This window comes from Reyranella massiliensis 521 (assembly GCF_000312425.1).
GTDB lineage: Bacteria > Pseudomonadota > Alphaproteobacteria > Reyranellales > Reyranellaceae > Reyranella > Reyranella massiliensis.
On record NZ_HE997181.1, the window covers coordinates 5754462 to 5771569 of the forward strand.

Here is a 17108-nt window from a genome sequence, read left to right on the forward strand (position 1 = left end):
TTGGGGGCCATGAGCGCTCCCACCCGCCTCCTGCGTCGCCTCCCGTCGACGCTCGTCAACCGCATCGCCGCCGGCGAAGTGGTCGAGCGTCCGGCGAGTGCCGTGAAGGAGCTGGTCGAAAATGCCATCGACGCCGGCGCCCGTCGCATCACGGTTACCCTGAAGGAGGGTGGCCGCACCTTCATTGCTGTGGTCGATGACGGCGTCGGCATGTCGCCTGCGGAGCTGGCGCTGGCAGTCGAACGGCACTGCACCTCGAAGCTGCCCGGCGACGATCTCGCCGACATTCGTACCCTGGGCTTTCGTGGCGAGGCGCTGCCGTCGATAGCGTCGGTCAGCCGTTTCACCATCACTTCGCGACCGGCCGGCGCCGACACCGCCTGGAGCCTGGAGATCGAAGGCGGCGCCAAGGGCGAGCCGAAACCCGCGGCGCATCCCGCCGGCACGCGCGTCGAAGTGCGCGATCTTTTCTTTGCGACGCCGGCCCGGCTCAAGTTCCTGAAGGAACCGCGGACCGAGTCGAGCCATGTCGCCGACGCGCTGCGCCGGCTCGCCATGGCGCATCCCGAGGTCTCCTTCCGGCTGGAGAGCGAGGAGCGCACGCTGATCGACCTGCCGGCCGCCAATCCGTCGCTGCTCGAGAACGCCGATGCGGCGCGGCTGGAACGCCTCAGCGCCATCATGGGCCGTGAGTTCGGCGAGAACACCGTGGCGATCGATGCCACACGCGAAGGATTCCGGCTGACCGGCTTTGCCGGCCTGCCGACGCTCAATCGGCCGACCGGCCAGCACCAGTATCTCTTCGTCAACGGCCGGCCGGTGCGTGACAAGCTCCTCGCCGGGGCGGTGCGCGGCGCCTATCAGGATTTCCTGGCGCGTGATCGCCATCCCATGGTGGCGCTGTTCCTCGAAGCGCCGACCGAGCTGGTCGACGTCAATGTGCATCCTGCCAAGACCGAGGTGCGCTTCCGCGATGCCGGCATCGTGCGCGGCCTGATCGTCGGCGCGCTGCGTACCGCGCTGTCGGCGGCCGGCCATCGCGCCAGCACGACGGTGTCGGATGCGGCCCTCGGCGCCTTCCGCCCTCACACGGGTTTCTCGGCGCCGTTGCCGATGGGATATCGCAGCGGCGGTGGCAGTTTCACATCGATGCCGCGTGGACTCGCCGAGGCGGCTGCGCAGTTCATGGCGCCGCTGGCCGTACCCTCCGCGCGGGTCGAGGGCGAGCCCGTACCGGTCGTCAACGGCAACGGCGAGGCGCTGCACTATCCTCTGGGCGTGGCGCGGGCCCAGCTTCACGAGACCTATATCGTCGCGCAGACCGATCAGGGCGTGGTCATCGTCGACCAGCATGCCGCCCATGAGCGGCTGGTACACGAGCGGCTGAAGAACCAGCTCGAGGCCGAGGGCGTGAAGCGTCAGGCACTGCTGCTCCCCGAAGTCGTCGAAGTGGGCGAAGACGGCGCGCGGCGGCTGGCTACTCGCCAGTCCGAGCTTGCCGAGATGGGCCTGGTGCTGGAGCCTTTCGGGCTGGGTGCAGTAGTGGTCCGCGAAACGCCGGCAGTGCTGGGCGAGCTCGATATCCAGGGACTGGTGCGCGATCTCGCCGACGAGCTTGCCGAGATGGGCGATCACCTCTCGCTCAAGGAGAAGGTCGAGGAGGTGTGCGGCACGCTCGCCTGCCATACCTCGGTACGGGCCGGCCGCCGGCTCACCGTCGAGGAAATGAATGCACTGCTGCGCCAGATGGAGGCGACGCCGCATTCCGGCCAGTGCAATCACGGCCGCCCGACCTATGTCGAACTCAAGCTGGCCGACATCGAGCGGCTGTTCGGAAGGCGATGAAGAAGTATTTTGTACCGGCGTTCGCTCTCGTGCTCGCCGCTGGCTTCACCTCGGTGGTCGCTGCGCAGACACGTGCCCCGGCTCCCTCGGCCTCGCCGCCGCCCGGTACGGTCACGCCGGCGCCCGCTTCGCCGCTCGACGGCCAGTGGCGTGGCACCAGCGATGGCGGTTCCTGCAATGCGCCGCTCGACTACCTGCTCACGATCGAGGCAGGCATCGTCGATGGATCGGCCTACGACACGACCGCACGTGGTCCGGTGCCCAATCCGAAGAAATCCGCGCCGCCGCCACCCGGTCCCGGCCTCTGGCAGATCCACGGCCTTGCGCGGGCGACCGGCACGTTCAAGCTGATCAGCGTCGCGTCGGTGAAAGGCACCGACCAGCGTCGTGCCCAACTCTCGGCGCGCAGTGAAGGCGGCGTCCTGATCGTCAGCGAAACCAGCGGCTGCCGCCGCACTGCCAGACTCGTGAAAGGCTGAACACCGACGGGGCGGAGAAGTCAGCGACCGGGCGCCAGGAGGCCGAGCTGCTCGCGGCGGAGCCAGCGGGCGGTCAGCAGGATGGCCACGGTGACCAGGCCGGTCGCGAGGCCGATCCAGATGCCGAAGCCGTCAAGCTCGAAGACGAAGGCCAGCACAACGCCGGCCGCGAGGCCGATGACCCAATAACCGATGCCGGCATAGATCATGGGCACGCGTGTATCGTGCAGACCGCGCAGCATGCCGGCGGCCACGGCCTGGCCGCCATCGGCGAGCTGGAACAGCGCCGCAAGGAAGAGGAACGACACGGCGAGTTCGATCACCGGCGCATTGGCCGGCGTGCCGAGGTCGAGGAACAGGCCGACCAGGGTACGCGGCAGGAGCACCATGGCAAGCGCCGTCACGACCATGAAGCCGGTGCCCATGGCGAATGCCGTCCAGCCGGCGCGGCGGATGCCCTCCGGATCGTTGGCGCCGTAGGCGCGCCCCACGCGCACGGTCGCAGCCTGGCTGAGCCCGAGCGGCACCATGAAACAGAGCGAGGCGATCTGCAGGGCAATCGAGTGCGCAGCAATCGACGCGGCGCTGATCAAGCCCATCAGGAAAGTCGAGGCATTGAATACCGTAACCTCGAAGACCAGCGTCGTGCCGATCGGCAGGCCGAGCCGCCATAGTTCGCGAAAGCGGGGCCAGTCGGCGCGCCAGAACCGGCCCAGCAGGTGATAGCGGCGGAACCTGCGGTCGGCATAGACCACGATTGCGAGCGCCGAGAACATAAACACCGTCGAAGCGGTTGTGGCGACGCCGGCACCGACGAGTCCCAGGGCCGGCAGGCCAAAGTGGCCGAAGATCAGCGCCCAGGTAAGGATGGCGTTGATCACGACCGCAACGACGCCGATTGCCATCGCCCACATCGGACGCTCCAGGGCCGACACGAAGGACCGCAGCACCAGAAAGAAGAAGAACGGCAGGATCGACCATTGCAGCGCACGCATATACTCGCCGGCTGCTGCCGCGAGGCGCGGTTCCTGCCCCATCAGCAGCAGGATGTCTTCGCAGTGCCAGAGCACGACCCAGATCGGCACGGCGATCACCACGGCCGCCCACATGGCCTGGCGCACGGTGCGGCGCACATCGCGCACCGAATGGCTCTTGCGGCCAAGCTCGCGTGCGATCATCGGTGCGGAGGCAGTCGTGATGCCGAGCCCGAAGATCATCGTGGCGAAATAGAGATTGGAGCCCAGAGCGCCGGCAGCCAGCGCATCAGCGCCCAGCCAACCCAGCAGCACGACATCGGTAGCCGTCATCGCGGTTTGCGCGAGATTCGTGAGAATGAGCGGCCAGGCGAGCAAAAGAGTCGCGCGTGCCTCCGCTCCCCACGCGCCGCGCGCGGGGCCCATCGTCGAAACCAGATTGGACATGCGATGTTTGTAGCGGTCTTCGTCGCGAATGGCGAAACAACTCTGCCCAGCGGAGGCCGCAACGCTGCGAGCAGTGCCTGCAATGCCACACTCGTGGCGTCTAAGGCCTAGAATCCTTCGCGGCGTTCACAAACTCTTCTCACACTCAGAGGCAGACGATTCTTTCTTCGCGGCTGTCAAACAGACGGAAGAAGGCATCCTGCGGCTTTTCGAGGACGAACATGGCGCGCGCATCGAGGCCGAGATGCAGGCCGCGCATCACCGCACCGCTGACGCCGTGACTGACCACGACGGTGCGCATGCCCGACGTAGCAATGAGGGCCAGCATCTCGGCCGAGCGCTGGCTCAATCGCTCGTGAGTCTCGCCGCCGGGCGGGCAGTAGCCATGGGGATCGGCGCGCCAGTCGGCGAGCGCGGTCGGATGCGTGACCTCGATCTCCTTCCACGAGAAGCCCTCCCATTCGCCATAGGAGAGTTCGGCGAGACGCATGTCCTCGCGCCATTCGGTGGTGGGAATGCCGAGTTCGCGGCCGATGATCTCCGACGTCTCGCGCGTGCGGCCGAGCGGGCTGCGCAGGAAGATCGTCGGGCCGGGCTCGCGCGCCAGCTCGATCTTGAGCGTGCGACCCATCGCCTGCGCCTGCGCCCGGCCACGTTCCGTGAGGTCGGAGTTTTTGGTTCCCTGCATGCGGCGTTCGGTGTTCCAGGCGGTTTCGCCATGGCGCAGCATGTAGAGCGGGGCGGTGAGCTTCATGGGGTACGCTTCAGGATCACGATCTTGGCGGCACCATAGCGCCGCTCGTCGATCGTCTCGAATCCGGCGGGCGGGGCGATATCCTCGTTGTGCGCCAGCTCGACGGTGGCGACGGCATCGGGGGCGATCCAGCCGGCCTCGGCCAGCGCCGCCAGTGCCGGCGCGGCCTGGCCCGAGCGATAGGGTGGATCGAGGAAGACGAGGTCGCAGGGCTCGCGTCCGGGCGGTGGCCGCGTCGCGTCGGCCCGCACCACGCGCGCCGCGCCGGTCTCGCCGAGCTTGCGCAGGTTCTCGCCGATCAGCTTGATCGCCGTCGCATCGTTGTCGAGGAAAGTGGCATGAGCGGCACCACGCGACAGCGCCTCCATGCCCAGCGCACCGGAGCCGGCAAAGGCGTCGAGTACGCGTGTGTCGATCAGGGGCGAGGTCCCGTCGTCGCGCCACTTGGCATGCATCAGCACGTTGAACAGGGCCTCGCGGGCACGGCTGGCGGTCGGCCGGGTCGCCATCCCTTCCGGCGTGGCGAGCGCGCGCCCGCGATGCTTGCCGCCAATGATCCTGAGCATCAGGAACGCCGGCGCTTGGCGTGTGCGGTCGGACGCGACTGCGGTTTCGCCCAGCCTTCCTTGCGAGGCGCCCGCTTCACGCCCATCAGATTGTCGAGTGCCTGCGGCGGGATCTCGTCGACGTGGTTGCGCTCCAATTCGCCGAGATGGAATGGGCCGAAGGCGATGCGGATCAGACGGACCACCGGCAAGTCGAGAAAGGCCAGCACGCGCCGGACTTCGCGGTTCTTGCCTTCGGTCAGGGCAATGTCGAGCCAGGCATTCGAGCGCTGCTGACGGTCGAGCGTGGCCTGGATGGCGCCATAGCGCACGCCTTCGATGGTGATGCCGTTGGCCAGCGCCGCCAGCCGTGCCTCGTCGACGGCACCGTGCACACGGGCGCGATAGCGGCGCGTCCAGCCATTGGCCGGCAGTTCGAGCCGGCGTGCGAGGCCGCCATCGTTCGTGAGCAGCAGCAGGCCCTCGGACATGTAGTCGAGGCGGCCGACGGTGACGACGCGCGGCATGCCTTTGGGCAGCGAGTCGAAGATGGTGCGCCGCCCCTCGGGATCGCGGGCCGTCACCATCTCTCCCGGCGGCTTGTGGTAGCGCCACAGGCGGGCGCGGTCGGCCTGCGGCAACGGCTTGCCGTCGACCTCGATGACGCTCTTGTCGGTCACGACGAAGGCCGGCGTTTCCAGCACCTTGCCGTCGACCTTGACACGGCCGGCTTCGATCCAGCGTTCGGCATCGCGGCGCGAGCAAAGGCCCGCACGCGCCAGCCGCTTGGCAATTCTCTCGGGTTCGCTCACTTCGGTGCCGCCGCTCCCAGGAAGGCGCGAAAGAGCTTCGCATCGCCTTCGGAGATCAGGAATTCAGGATGCCACTGCACGCCGATGCAGAAACGATAGGCCGGCGCCTCGATTCCCTCGATGACGCCATCGGGTGCCGTCGCATTCACGATTACGCCTTGCGGCGCGTCCGCGGCGGCCTGGTGATGGGCGCTGTTCACGGCGAGTTCGTCGGCGCCGACGATGTCGTGAAGCTGCGTGCCTTTCGCCACCTTCACGAGATGGCCCGGCTCGTTGCGCGGGTTGGGCTGCTCGTGCGCCAGCGGTTCGGCGATGGTGTCGGGAATGTGCTGGATCAGCTTGCCGCCCAGCACGACGTGTAGGAGCTGCTGGCCGCCGCAGATTCCCAACACCGGCTTGTTCTGGTCGAGCGCCCCCTTCGTGACGGCGAACTCGAAGGCGGTGCGGCGGTCCTTGGTGATCACCGTGGCGTGCTTGTCGCCGCCGCCATAGTAGGAAGGATCGACGTCGAAGGCGCCGCCGGTCACGACCAGCGCGTCGATGCGGTCGAGATAGTCGGCGACGCGGTCGGGCTCGTGCGGCAGCGCCACCGGCAGGCCGCCGGCGGCGTCGATGGCGTCGAGATAGTTCTGGCGCAGGGCATACCAGGGAAACTTGGAGTATCCCCCGGGCTTTTCCGCATCCAGGGTGACTCCGATCAGAGGGCGAGGCATGCGGCCCAAGATACGCGCGCCGGCTCGCGAGCGCTATAGTGTGCGGCATGGCGGATATATCGAACCCCACGCCCATGGAACGCGCTCTCGCCGCGGCCCGCGCCGCCGGCGCGCGTGGCGAGGTGCCGATTGGCTGCGTGATCATGGGGCCGGACGGCACGCTGCTGGCGGAGGAGGGCAATCGTACCGAGGCGTCGAGCGACCCGACGGCGCACGCCGAGATGCTGGCGATCCGCGCGGCGGCGGCTCGGCTCGGCGCGGCGCGGCTGGTCGACTGCGATCTCTACGTCACCCTCGAGCCCTGCCCGATGTGCGCCCAGGCGATTTCCTTCGCCCGGCTGCGGCGCGTCTACTGGGGGGCGGGCGATCCCAAGGGCGGCGGCGTCGAGCATGGTCCGCGCATCTTCGACCAGCCCACCTGCCATCACCGGCCCGAACTCTATCCCGGCCTCGGCGAGCGCGAAGCGGGCGAGCTATTGCGCGCGTTCTTCAGGGAGCGGAGATGACCACTCGTCGCGCACCGCCGCGTCGGGCTCGGTAACCGCCCGGCGGCGGCGCTCGAACGCGGCCGGCGCCAGCCGCGACAGGGCCCAGACGGCAGCGCCCCGCACCAGCGGCGAGGCATCCTTCAACAGGCGCTCGACCGCGGGCAGCGAGGTCGCCGGTGTGCCACTGTTGCCCAGTGCATAGGCGACGTTGCGCAGGAAGCGGTTGCGGCCGATGCGCTTGACGGCGGTGCCCGAGAAGCGCGTGCGGAAGGTTTCGTCGTCGAGCGTGGCGAGGTCGGCAAGGTGCGGTCCGTCGAGAACGGCGCGCGGCGCGAAGGCCGCCTCGCGGGCTTCCTGCGCAAACTTGTTCCAGGGGCAGGCGGCCAGGCAATCGTCGCAGCCGTAGATGCGGTTGCCGAGCGCGGGCCGGAGTGCACGATCTATCGCACCTTCGTGTTCGATGGTGAGATAGGAAATGCAGCGCCGTGCATCGAGCCTGTAGGGAGCGGGGAACGCCTTGGTAGGACAGACGTCGAGGCAGGCGCGGCACTGGCCACAGTGATCTTCCTCCGGCTCGTCGGCCGGCAGTTCGACCGACAGAAGCAGTTCGCCGAGGAACAGCCAGGACCCGAACTGGCGTGAGACGAGGTTGGTGTGCTTGCCCTGCCAGCCATGGCCGGCCTGCTGCGCGGCGAGCTTTTCCATCAGCGGTGCGGTGTCGACGAACACTTTGAGGTCGTGTCGGTAGGTATCCCAGATGAAGCGGCCCAATGCCTTCAGCCGGGTTTTCATCACATCGTGATAGTCGCGGCCCTGCGCATAGACCGAGACGGCGGCGCGGTCGCGTTCGGCCAACACGGCACGCGGATCGTTGGCCGGTCCGTAGTTCAGCGCGACCGAAACGACGGTCCTGGCGCCGGGCCAGAGGGTCTCGGGATCGACGCGCTCCTCGGTGCGATCGCCCAGCCATCCCATGTCGCCCTGGAAGCCCTGGTCGACGAAAGCGGCCAGCCGTTCGAGCCGTTGCCGCCGCGCGTCGGGCGCCAGCCTGGCCGGCGCGAAACCCACGGCATCGAAGCCCAGCGCCAGCGCCTTGTCGCGAATAGCGTCGCGCAGGGCGCGCGGGCTGGCCCGCTGCGGCGGCCGCGTCGGCGTCGGCGGCAGCCGGGCCATTATCCCCGGCCGCGATAGGAGGCGACGCCGGTGTCGGGCAGCCACAGGCCCTTCGGCGGCGCGCCGGTCTGCCAGAAGACATCGATCGGCATGCCGCCGCGGGGATACCAGTAGCCCCCGATGCGCAGCCAGCGCGGGGCTATGGTCTTCACCAGCCGCTTGCCGATGCCCACGGTGCAGTCCTCGTGGAATGCCGCCTCGTTGCGGAAGCTGTTGAGATAGAGCTTCAGCGACTTGCTCTCGACCAATTTCGCACGCGGCACGAAGTCGATCACCAGATGCGCAAAGTCGGGCTGGCCGGTCACCGGGCAGAGCGAGGTAAATTCCGGCTGCGTGAAACGCACGAGATAGAGCGTCCCCGGATGCGGGTTCGGCACCGTCTCGAGAACGGCTTCTCCCGGTGAGGCAGGCAGGGCGGCGGGTCGTCCGAGCTGACGAAGCTTTGCGTATTTAGCCATGGCCCCATCATATGCTAAGCGGGCTGACATGACTCATAGGGTTGCCATCGTAGGGGCCGGCCCATCGGGCTTCTATGCAGCCGACGGGCTGTTGCGCGGCCGGCCTGATCTTCACATCGACGTCATCGACCGCCTGCCCACACCGTTCGGCCTGGTCCGCGCCGGTGTGGCGCCCGACCATCAGGGCACCAAGGCCGTCGTGCGGCAGTTCGACCGTTTGCTGGCCCAGCCGGACCTGCGCTTTGCGGGCAACATCGAGATCGGCCGCGACCTCACCTGGGACGAACTCGTCGCGGCCTACGACGCGGTGATCGTTGCCACCGGCATGGTGGTCGACCGCAAGCTCGGCATTCCCGGTGAAGACCTGCCTCACGTCTGGGGGTCGTGGCGGTTCGTGGCCTGGCTGAACGGCCATCCCGATTTCCGCGAGGGGCCCGACCTCTCGCAGGTGCAGTCCGTCGCGGTAATCGGCAACGGCAATGTCGCACTCGACGTGGCGCGTGTGCTGGCCAAGAGCGCCGAGGAGATGGGCAAGTCCGACATCGTGCCGGAAGCGGGCACCGCCATCGCCGCCGCGCCGATTACGGACATATACGTGATCGGCCGCCGCGGGGCAGAGCATGCCTCTTTCACCAACAACGAGCTGGCCGAGATGGGCCGCCTGATGCGCGCGGTGTCGGTGGCCGACGCCAGCGTGCTGGAGGCGGTCGCGCCGGCGAGCGATCCGACACCCGAGAAGCTGCGCAAGACCAAGAACATCGACACGTTGAAAAGCTTTGCCACGCACAAAGCGGGCGAAAAGCCGGTCACCGTGCATTTCTCCTTCCACGCGACGCCGAAGGCTATTCGGGCCGGCGAGGTCGAGCTGTCGACCGGCACGGTGAAGGCCGATCTGGTGGTCACCTGCATCGGCTATACCGGCCAACCGTTCCCGCAGGGTAAGGGCATTTTTCCCGTGGGCTGGGCGCGGCGGGGCCCAAGCGGCACCATTCCGACAAATCGGGCCGACAGCCATGCCGTGGCGCAGCAGGTATTGGCCTGGCTGAAAGATCGCGATCCCAAGAGCGGTCCCGACGTGCTGCCTTTGGCGGTCGATGCCGCAGGCTGGCATCGTATCGACAAGCATGAGATTGCCGCGGGAGCCGCCGCCGGGCGGCCGCGCGTCAAGTTGACGGAGTGGCAGGCCCTGCTGGACGTCGCACAAGGCGACTGAGCGGTCTATTCTGCCGCCTTAAGAACAAGGGAGCTTCCATGTTGCGTCTTACCCGCCGACTGGCCGTCACGGCTGCGGCCGTGGCTGCCATTTTGCCGTTCGCCGCGCCTGCCTCCGCGCAGAGCACGCTCAAGGCCTCGCTGCATTCCGACCTCAAGATCATCGATCCGATCTGGACCACGGCGCTGATCACGCAATATCACGGCTATCTCGTCTACGACACGCTGTTCGCGCTCGACGACAAGCTGCAGGTGCAGCCGCAGATGGTCGACACCTGGAAGATGAGCGACGACAAGCTCACCTGGACCTTTACGCTGCGCGACGGCCAGACGTGGCATGACGGCGCGCCAGTCACCGCCGCCGACTGCGTGGCGTCGCTGAAGCGATGGGGCGCCAAGGACACGATGGGCCAGAAGCTCATGTCCTATGTGTCGGAGCTTTCGGCGCCGGACGACAAGACGATCAAGATGGTGCTGAAGGAGCCCTACGGCCTGGTGCTCAGCACCCTGGGCAAGCCGGGCTCGAACGTGCCGTTCATGATGCCGGCGCGCATCGCCGCCACCGATCCCAATACGCAGATCACCGACGCCACCGGCTCCGGTCCGTTCATCTTCAAGAAGGACGAGTGGAAGCCCGGCGAGAAGGTCGTCTATCTCAAGAACGCCAAGTACAAGCCCCGCGCAGAGCCGGCATCGGGCCTGGCCGGCGGCAAGGTCGCCAAGGTCGACCGCATCGAATGGCTCTGGATCCCCGATGCGCAGACGCAGGTCAGCGCGCTCCTGAACGACGAGATCGATCTGATCGATATCGTGCCGCCCGATCTCCTGCCGCTGGTGCAGAAGGAAAAGGGCGTCAAGATCATGGTCGTAAACCAGGCGGGCCGGCAGTACGCGATGCGCTTCAACGTGCTGCACAAGCCGTTCGACAATCCCAAGGTGCGCCAGGCCGTCCTCTATGCGCTGAACCAGAAGGATTTCCTCGACGCCAATGTCGGCAATCCGGAGTTCTACAAGGAGTGCAAGTCGCTGTTCCCTTGCGGCTCGCCGCTGGAATCGACCAAGGGCTGGGAGGACAAGCTCGGCGGTAACGTCGCCAAGGCCAAGCAGCTCCTGCAGGAAGCGGGCTACGACGGCACGCCGATCGTGCTGATGCACCAGACGGACACGCCGGGCCACAACAACCTCGCCACGGTCGCCAAGCCGCAGCTCGAGAAGGCGGGATTCAAGGTCGACCTGCAATCGATGGATTGGCAGACCCTGGTCGGCCGCCGCGCCAAGAAGGATCCGCTGTCGGCAGGCGGCTGGAGCGCCTTCTTCACGTCATGGGCCGCGGTTGACGTGCTCGATCCGGTGGCGACGTCCTTCCTCAATGCCTCCTGCGAGAAGGCGACATTCGGCTGGACCTGCGATGCCGAGCTGGAGAAGCTGCGCGACGCCTATGCCAAGGAAACCGATCCGGCCAAGCAGAAGGCGATTGCCGAACAGGTCCAGCTGCGCGCCGTCGAGTATCCGACCCACGCGCCGCTCGGCCAGTTCCAGAGCCCCACGGCGCTCGGCCGCAAGGCGACGGGCCTGCTGCCGTCACCCGTATTGGTGCTGTGGAGCATCGAGAAGAAGTGACCGCGTAACAGTCATTGCGGGCGGAGCAATCTCCGCCCGCGAGGACGGCAATCAATCCAGCCGTACGCTCACGCCTTCGAGTCCCTTGGCCGAGGGCGGGAAGCGCTTCATGACCTCGGCGTCGTGGCCGGGGATCACCATCTCGGTGCGGCCCTCGGCCAGCTTCTTCAGCTTGTCGTAGCCCGCCAGCATGTCGGCGACCGAGTAGACGATCGAGAACAGCTTGTCGTTGTTGACGCCCCAGAAGTAATGGCTGGCGTCGGAGGCAAGCACGAGCCAGCCGTTGCGCGTCATGATGCGTACCGACTGGATGCCCATCGTGTGGCCGCCGATCAGGTGCAGCGAGATGCCGGGCTGCAGCTCCTCGTCGCCATCATGGAAGACCACGCGGCCGGCGTAGAGAACGCGCACCATGCCGACGATATCCTCGCATTCGTAGGCATGGCGGAACGGGCCTTTGCACATGTGCCGGCCGGTCGCGAAGTTCATCTCCTTGTCCTGCAGATGGAAGCGCGCCTTGGGGAAGCGATCCCAGTTGCCGATATGGTCGTAGTGCAGGTGGGTGACGATGACGTCTTCGACTTCCTTCGCGTCGATCCCGAGATCGCCCAGGAGGTCGGCGGGGTTCTTCTTCACCTCGCGGCCGCGCTGCTTGCCGACGGTGGCGTTGAAGCCGGTGTCGATGACGATGGGCTTGCCGCCTAGCGCCCGCTTGCCGCTCTCGTCCAGCGGGATCGCCACCCAGACGAAATAGTCCATCGGGAAGTCGGCATCGTGCGGGTCGGGGTTGATCTGCACTTCCCATGCCTTGCGCGGCAGGTGGGCATATTTGACCGCATGTACCTCGTAGATGGGCGTTGAACGCATCTTTGTTTCCTTCCCGGCGGGTTGTTGGGACGGAGCGTAGCGCGTCGGCCCTTTCCGGCGCTATAGTCGCGCCATGGCCCGCACGGACCTCTTCGTGACGCGAATTAGCAACCCGGTTTGCACTGCAGACCGGGCCGTTGCTGTTCGTCCGTCATCCGAGGAGTCATCCGATGTCCGCCTCCGCACCTTCCGCCGTTCTGGCGCTCAAGCGTAGCAATTCCACCGTTCGTTATTGTTTCGAAGCCGATGCCGAGCCCGGCGTGCTGCCGCGTGCGCTCGAGCTGATCGCCAAGCGCGGCCTCGTACCGGCCCGCGTGTTCGCGCAGGCCGACGCCGATGTTCTGAATGTCGAGATCGAAGTCGAAGGGCTGGCGCCCGAGACGGCCGATCATGTCGGCCGCTGCCTCGGCGAGATCGTGGGCGTCAGGCAGACCTTCTGAGGCGGTTAGGGCGCACCACTTCAGCGGCGCGCCCCTCGACGGCTCAGTCCATCGTGATCTTGTTGTCGCGGATGACCTTGCCCCAGGCCGCGACCTCGTCCTTCGCAAACTTGTCCATCTGCGCGGCATCCCAGTCCTTCAGGACCATGCCGAGCTGGTTGGCGCGCTCGCGCGTGACGTCCATCTTGGCGATCTTGCGCATCGCGGCGTTGAGCTTGTCGACGATTGGCTGCGGCGTGCCGGCCGGGGCGAAGAGCGCGAACCAGCCATCGAGGATGAAGCCCGGCAGGCCCGCTTCCGCGGTCGTCGGGATATCGGGGAAGGCGGGCAGCCGCTCGGTGCTGGCAAGTGCCAGCGCCTTCAGGTTGCCGTTGCGGATGTGGCCCGAGACCGACGGCGGCGTCACGATGAAGAGTTCGACCTGGCCGGCCACCGTGTCCTGCGTCGCCGGTCCCGAACCCTTGTAGGGCACGTGCATGAGGTCGATGCCGGCCGCCTTGTTCAGCATCACGCCGCCGAGATGCGGCACGGAGCCCGGGCCCACCGAGGCGTAGTTCAGCTTGCCGGGATTGGCCTTGGCGTAGGCGATGAAGCTCTTGAGATCGCTGGCCGGCACTTTCTTGGGCACCACGATCACATGCGGCCCGATCGCGCCCATGGCGATGCCGACGAAATCCTTGGGATCCCAGTTCAGGTTGCTGATCAGCGCCGGATTGGCAGCATGGAAACCCGAATACTGCATCAGCAGCGTGTAGCCGTCGGGCTTGGCGCGGGACACGACCGCCGCACCGATATTGCCGTTGCCGCCGCCGCGATTGTCGACGATCACCTGCTGGCCCAGTTCCTGTCCGAGCAGATCGGCATAGAGGCGCGCCACGAGATCCGTGCCGCCGCCGGGCGGGGCCGGCACGACCATAGTGATCGGCTTGTCGGGATAGGTGGTCTGCGACCATGCCGGCATGGCGAGAGTGGTGGCCGCCAGGGCCAGGAGAGGGGCGGCGACCAGACTGCGTCGTTTCATTTTTTACTCACGAGTTGGGAAAATTACGCTTCCACACGTCGGCCAGCTCGGGCAGCGCATCGGCCCTGCGGGCGATGGCGAAGAGCCGGGGCGTCTCGATCTCGAACCAGCCGCGCTTGGGGCGCCAGCGAGTCATGATGTCGACGTAGATGTCGAGGGCGGAGAAGCGATCGCCCAGGAACCAAGGGGTACCGGCCTCGCGTTCGACCTGCCGCCAGAGCCGTTGGGCATAAGCATCGGTGGCGGCGCGGAAGGGATCGCGTGCGGCATTGACCGACACGAAGCGCGCCGGGTCGTCGGCATAGGTGAAGGTCGGGTAGATGTTGGCGACCAGGAAGACCAGCCAGCGCAGGAACGTGGCGCGCTCCGGCGCCCCGGCGCCGGGAACCAGAGTATCGCTCCCGGTGATGTCGGCGAGCAGCAGAGTGATGGCGGCGCTCTCGCTCATGATGCTGCCGTCGGGCATGACCAGGGTCGGCACCTGGGCGAGCGGGTTCACCTTCTCAAGCTTCTCGCGCGCGCCGGGCGTACGGAAAAGGTCCTCGACCGCCTCGTAGCGATACTTCAGCCCGTACAGTTCGAGCTGGGCCTCGACGATGGTCGAGCCCCAGCCTGGTCGTCCCCAGAGCGTGTAGTCCGCCATTGCGCTCTCCGTCGGTGCGTGCCGCTCAGGGCTTCTGCAGCGGCTGGATCAGGCTGGACGTATCCCAGCGGCCGCCACCGCGCGCCTGAACGCGCTCGTAGAACTGGTCGACCAGCGCCACCAGCGGCATGCCGGCCTTCTGGCGCTTGCCCTCGGCCAGCGCAATGCCGAGATCCTTGCGCATCCAGTCGACGGCGAAGCCGTAGTCGAACTTGCCGTTGACCATGTTTTGCCAGCGATTCTCCATCTGCCAGCTCTGCGCGGCACCCTTGGAGATCGCGCCCAGCGCCTTCTCCATGTCGAGGCCGGCGCGCTGGCCGAGGTTCAGCGCCTCGGCAAGACCCTGCACGATGCCGGCGATGCACATCTGGTTCATCATCTTGGTGATCTGGCCGGCGCCGGACGGGCCGATCAGGGTGACGGCCTTGGAGAAGGCATCGGCCACGGGCTTGGCACGGTCGAATGGCGCTTGGTCGCCGCCGCACATCACGGTGAGCTGGCCGTTCTCCGCACCCGCCTGGCCGCCCGAGACCGGCGCATCGATGAAGTCGACGCCGAGCTTCTTGCCTTCGGCGTGAAGTTCTCGGGCGATGTCGGCGGAGGCCGTGGTGTTGTCGAAGAAGATCGAACCTTTGCCCATGCCGGCGAAGGCACCGTCGGGACCGAGCACGACCGAACGCAGATCGTCGTCGTTGCCGACGCAGCAGAAGACGATCTGCTGGCCGGTTGCGGCTTCCTTTGGTGTCTTCGCAGCCTTGCCCTTGTGCTTCTTGGTCCAGGCCTCGGCCTTGGCGAAGGTGCGATTGTAGACGGTGACGTCGTGGCCCTTGGCGGCGAGATGACCCGCCATCGGAAAGCCCATCACGCCCAGACCCAGAAATGCCACCTTGGCCATGTTTCACTCCCGCACAGTCGATTGCGGGCGGATCATAGAGCCAAATCGTCCCTACGCCAGCAGGACGAGGATAACCGCGAAACCTGTGATCAGCGGCGGCAGGGCGAGCGGCCAGGCTCGACGGTAGAGCGCCGATTCGGCCGCCGGCAGCGCCAGGATCGCCGCGCCCATCGAAACGCGGATGGGCGAGAGCATCGTGAGGTTGGTGCAGACGCTGTTCTGCACCGCGGCGATCCAGGCCGGATCGATGGTGATGGCGTGCGCCAATGCCGTGACCATCGGCATCAGCATCGCATTGGCGGCGGACCCGCCGCCCGTGAGGAAGCCGCCGACGGCGGCGAACATCGGCACGCTCATCGCCGAGCCACGGCCTGCGGCAGCGCGCAGCGCCTCGGCGATCGTCTCGGCCATGCCTGATCCGACGTAGAACTGCGCCATCACCACGAAGAGCAAGGTGACGGCACAGGAGCGCCAGGCGCCGCGGCCGGTTTCCGCCAGCACGCGGCTGAGCGATGCGCGCGCCAGCCAGACCGTGACGATCCCGATGGAGACCAGCCAGAAGCCCGGTGCATAGAGCGGCGCGAAGGCCGGCTGGCCCTCGAAGGGCCGCATCGCCCACAGCGGCTTCAGGAGATCGCGCAGCGGCGGTACCAGCCGCGTGGCACAGAGCGCGAGGGTGAGCGCGACGTAGGGTGCGTTGGCGTGCAGCGCTGATTTGAGCCGCGCCGCATCCGGCCGCTCGTCGCGCCAGAAACGCACGGCGAGCAGGAATGCAGTCGGGGCGGCGCCCGCGATCTCGACGTCGGTGTAGCGGTTGGCGAGCCAGAGCAGGCCGAGCAGCAACGCCGTCCAAATCGCGTCGTCGACCTTCTGCGCGAACGATGTGGCAAAGCCCGCCTCGCGGGCAAAGCGCCAGTAGAGGCCGAGATAGAGGACGTGGATCGGGATCTGCAGCAGCGCCGAGGAGAGGCCGAGCTCGTTGGGCGTGAGACCGGCCAGGGTCGCGCCGACGGTGGTTCCGGTGGCGAGCGCCCCCCACGGCACAAGCGACTGGCTGTAGAGGCCGAGCAGCAAGGCCGACATGCCGTTGAGGCCGAGCCGGCGGAGCGCGGCGAGGGCAATGATGTAGCCGACGCCGAAGCCCGTCACCGATTCGGCGAACGGCGCCAGCAGGAAGCACACCGACCAAAGCCGCCGCGGGTTGGCCTCCAGCGCGCCGCCATTGGCCACCGCACCGCGCGCCTGCTGGCAGCGGTGGAAGAACATGCCGGCGGCGATGATGGCGATGACGTGCCAGGCGAGCCACGAACCGGCCGCGGTTTCGTGCAGGAAAAGCCCGGCCAAGACTTCGCCGCCCCGCGTGCCGGTGACGATCACCGCCGAGGCCGCCAGCGTGGCCGAAAGCCCCACCAGGCCTGCGACAAGGGCGCTTGCACGGCCGGAAGCCAGCAGGCCCAGCACCAGGAGCAGAGGAAGGAGGGCTAGGATCGTCGTCATGCGGCGCTTTTAGAGGCTTTCGGGCGTTTCCATGCTTCGGGGGCGGCCGAACCGAGCCCACCAAAACGCCACCTTGCGCCTTCGTGCCCTTTCCCTTAGAAACCGCCGCCATGCCCCGATAGCTCAGCTGGTAGAGCACGTCATTCGTAATGATGGGGTCGGCGGTTCGATTCCGTCTCGGGGCACCACTACTTTCTTACATGTAGGAATTTCAACGGGTTAGAC

The 17108-nt window shown here is 67.1% G+C and carries 18 protein-coding genes and 1 tRNA gene; 7 read left to right on the forward strand and 12 right to left on the reverse strand.

Annotation, left to right across the window (positions count from 1 at the left end):
- The first annotated feature begins 9 nt into the window (after positions 1–9).
- Positions 10–1845, forward strand: coding sequence for a DNA mismatch repair endonuclease MutL (gene mutL, locus BN60_RS28115; protein ID WP_020699535.1), 1836 nt, complete (start codon positions 10–12; stop codon positions 1843–1845).
- Positions 1842–2324, forward strand: a complete 483-nt coding sequence (locus tag BN60_RS28120; RefSeq protein ID WP_020699536.1) for a hypothetical protein — start codon at positions 1842–1844, stop codon at positions 2322–2324. The genes mutL and BN60_RS28120 overlap by 4 nt, the downstream gene beginning before the upstream one ends.
- 20 nt (positions 2325–2344) lie before the next feature.
- Here the strand turns inward: BN60_RS28120 and BN60_RS28125 are convergent, their stop codons facing one another.
- The 5 genes from BN60_RS28125 to BN60_RS28145 form a co-directional block, all read right to left on the reverse strand.
- Complete coding sequence (locus BN60_RS28125; protein WP_020699537.1) at positions 2345–3745, reverse strand: MATE family efflux transporter; 1401 nt, start codon at positions 3743–3745, stop codon at positions 2345–2347.
- Positions 3746–3890: 145 nt separating this feature from the next.
- Entirely contained in the window at positions 3891–4499 is a 609-nt protein-coding gene (locus BN60_RS28130; RefSeq protein WP_020699538.1) for a histidine phosphatase family protein, read from the reverse strand.
- A complete protein-coding gene (rsmD, locus tag BN60_RS28135; RefSeq protein ID WP_020699539.1) occupies positions 4496–5065 on the reverse strand; it encodes a 16S rRNA (guanine(966)-N(2))-methyltransferase RsmD in 570 nt (189 codons plus the stop codon). Before rsmD ends, BN60_RS28130 begins: the two co-directional genes overlap by 4 nt.
- Positions 5065–5856 carry a pseudouridine synthase gene (locus BN60_RS28140; RefSeq protein WP_020699540.1) on the reverse strand — a complete coding sequence of 264 codons (792 nt, stop codon included), beginning with the start codon at positions 5854–5856 and terminating at the stop codon, positions 5065–5067. Before BN60_RS28140 ends, rsmD begins: the two co-directional genes overlap by 1 nt.
- On the reverse strand, positions 5853–6569 hold the full coding sequence (locus BN60_RS28145; RefSeq protein WP_043287119.1) for a gamma-glutamyl-gamma-aminobutyrate hydrolase family protein: 717 nt from the start codon (positions 6567–6569) through the stop codon (positions 5853–5855). Before BN60_RS28145 ends, BN60_RS28140 begins: the two co-directional genes overlap by 4 nt.
- A gap of 47 nt (positions 6570–6616) precedes the next feature.
- Between BN60_RS28145 and BN60_RS28150 the strand changes: the two genes are divergently transcribed.
- A complete protein-coding gene (locus BN60_RS28150; RefSeq protein WP_043284427.1) occupies positions 6617–7075 on the forward strand; it encodes a nucleoside deaminase in 459 nt (152 codons plus the stop codon).
- Here the strand turns inward: BN60_RS28150 and queG are convergent.
- Together queG and queF are read right to left on the reverse strand one after the other, a co-directional pair.
- Positions 7043–8230, reverse strand: a complete 1188-nt coding sequence (gene queG / locus BN60_RS28155) for a tRNA epoxyqueuosine(34) reductase QueG (protein ID WP_020699543.1) — start codon at positions 8228–8230, stop codon at positions 7043–7045. The genes BN60_RS28150 and queG overlap by 33 nt on opposite strands.
- Complete coding sequence (queF, locus tag BN60_RS28160) at positions 8230–8688, reverse strand: preQ(1) synthase (protein WP_020699544.1); 459 nt, start codon at positions 8686–8688, stop codon at positions 8230–8232. Before queF ends, queG begins: the two co-directional genes overlap by 1 nt.
- Before the next feature lie 28 nt (positions 8689–8716).
- On the opposite strand from queF, the gene BN60_RS28165 reads away from it, so the two are divergent.
- Together BN60_RS28165 and BN60_RS28170 are read left to right on the forward strand one after the other, a co-directional pair.
- On the forward strand, positions 8717–9901 hold the full coding sequence (locus tag BN60_RS28165) for an FAD-dependent oxidoreductase (protein WP_020699545.1): 1185 nt from the start codon (positions 8717–8719) through the stop codon (positions 9899–9901).
- 38 nt (positions 9902–9939) lie between these two features.
- Complete coding sequence (locus BN60_RS28170; RefSeq protein ID WP_020699546.1) at positions 9940–11520, forward strand: ABC transporter substrate-binding protein; 1581 nt, start codon at positions 9940–9942, stop codon at positions 11518–11520.
- A 51-nt stretch (positions 11521–11571) separates the two neighbouring features.
- Here BN60_RS28170 and BN60_RS28175 read toward each other — a convergent pair whose 3' ends face one another.
- Complete coding sequence (locus tag BN60_RS28175; RefSeq protein WP_020699547.1) at positions 11572–12387, reverse strand: N-acyl homoserine lactonase family protein; 816 nt, start codon at positions 12385–12387, stop codon at positions 11572–11574.
- Between the two features lie 170 nt (positions 12388–12557).
- Here BN60_RS28175 and BN60_RS28180 point away from each other — a divergent pair, with 170 nt between their 5' ends.
- The gene (locus BN60_RS28180) at positions 12558–12827 is read left to right on the forward strand and encodes a hypothetical protein (protein WP_020699548.1); all 270 of its coding nucleotides are present in this window, start codon (positions 12558–12560) and stop codon (positions 12825–12827) included.
- Positions 12828–12870: 43 nt separating this feature from the next.
- Here BN60_RS28180 and BN60_RS28185 read toward each other — a convergent pair whose 3' ends face one another.
- The 4 genes from BN60_RS28185 to BN60_RS28200 are packed head-to-tail and all read right to left on the reverse strand — an operon-like array spanning position 12871 to position 16883.
- A complete protein-coding gene (locus BN60_RS28185) occupies positions 12871–13848 on the reverse strand; it encodes a Bug family tripartite tricarboxylate transporter substrate binding protein (RefSeq protein WP_020699549.1) in 978 nt (325 codons plus the stop codon).
- Positions 13849–13855: 7 nt separating this feature from the next.
- Positions 13856–14491, reverse strand: coding sequence for a glutathione S-transferase family protein (locus BN60_RS28190; protein ID WP_020699550.1), 636 nt, complete (start codon positions 14489–14491; stop codon positions 13856–13858).
- Positions 14492–14516: 25 nt separating this feature from the next.
- On the reverse strand, positions 14517–15386 hold the full coding sequence (locus BN60_RS28195) for an NAD(P)-dependent oxidoreductase (protein ID WP_020699551.1): 870 nt from the start codon (positions 15384–15386) through the stop codon (positions 14517–14519).
- A 51-nt stretch (positions 15387–15437) separates the two neighbouring features.
- A complete protein-coding gene (locus BN60_RS28200; protein WP_020699552.1) occupies positions 15438–16883 on the reverse strand; it encodes an L-lactate permease in 1446 nt (481 codons plus the stop codon).
- Between the two features lie 112 nt (positions 16884–16995).
- Here BN60_RS28200 and BN60_RS28205 point away from each other — a divergent pair.
- A tRNA-Thr gene (locus BN60_RS28205) sits at positions 16996–17071 on the forward strand.
- Positions 17072–17108: the final 37 nt, after the last annotated feature.

Coding starts and splice junctions, on each gene's coding strand:
- mutL (WP_020699535.1), top strand. CDS start 10: ATGAGCGCTCCCACCCGCCTCCTGCGTCGCCTCCCGTCGACGCTCGTC.
- BN60_RS28120 (WP_020699536.1), top strand. CDS start 1,842: ATGAAGAAGTATTTTGTACCGGCGTTCGCTCTCGTGCTCGCCGCTGGC.
- BN60_RS28125 (WP_020699537.1), bottom strand. CDS start 3,745: ATGTCCAATCTGGTTTCGACGATGGGCCCCGCGCGCGGCGCGTGGGGA.
- BN60_RS28130 (WP_020699538.1), bottom strand. CDS start 4,499: ATGAAGCTCACCGCCCCGCTCTACATGCTGCGCCATGGCGAAACCGCC.
- rsmD (WP_020699539.1), bottom strand. CDS start 5,065: ATGCTCAGGATCATTGGCGGCAAGCATCGCGGGCGCGCGCTCGCCACG.
- BN60_RS28145 (WP_043287119.1), bottom strand. CDS start 6,569: ATGCCTCGCCCTCTGATCGGAGTCACCCTGGATGCGGAAAAGCCCGGG.
- BN60_RS28150 (WP_043284427.1), top strand. CDS start 6,617: ATGGCGGATATATCGAACCCCACGCCCATGGAACGCGCTCTCGCCGCG.
- queG (WP_020699543.1), bottom strand. CDS start 8,230: ATGGCCCGGCTGCCGCCGACGCCGACGCGGCCGCCGCAGCGGGCCAGC.
- queF (WP_020699544.1), bottom strand. CDS start 8,688: ATGGCTAAATACGCAAAGCTTCGTCAGCTCGGACGACCCGCCGCCCTG.
- BN60_RS28165 (WP_020699545.1), top strand. CDS start 8,717: ATGACTCATAGGGTTGCCATCGTAGGGGCCGGCCCATCGGGCTTCTAT.
- BN60_RS28170 (WP_020699546.1), top strand. CDS start 9,940: ATGTTGCGTCTTACCCGCCGACTGGCCGTCACGGCTGCGGCCGTGGCT.
- BN60_RS28175 (WP_020699547.1), bottom strand. CDS start 12,387: ATGCGTTCAACGCCCATCTACGAGGTACATGCGGTCAAATATGCCCAC.
- BN60_RS28180 (WP_020699548.1), top strand. CDS start 12,558: ATGTCCGCCTCCGCACCTTCCGCCGTTCTGGCGCTCAAGCGTAGCAAT.
- BN60_RS28185 (WP_020699549.1), bottom strand. CDS start 13,848: ATGAAACGACGCAGTCTGGTCGCCGCCCCTCTCCTGGCCCTGGCGGCC.
- BN60_RS28190 (WP_020699550.1), bottom strand. CDS start 14,491: ATGGCGGACTACACGCTCTGGGGACGACCAGGCTGGGGCTCGACCATC.
- BN60_RS28195 (WP_020699551.1), bottom strand. CDS start 15,386: ATGGCCAAGGTGGCATTTCTGGGTCTGGGCGTGATGGGCTTTCCGATG.
- BN60_RS28200 (WP_020699552.1), bottom strand. CDS start 16,883: ATGACGACGATCCTAGCCCTCCTTCCTCTGCTCCTGGTGCTGGGCCTG.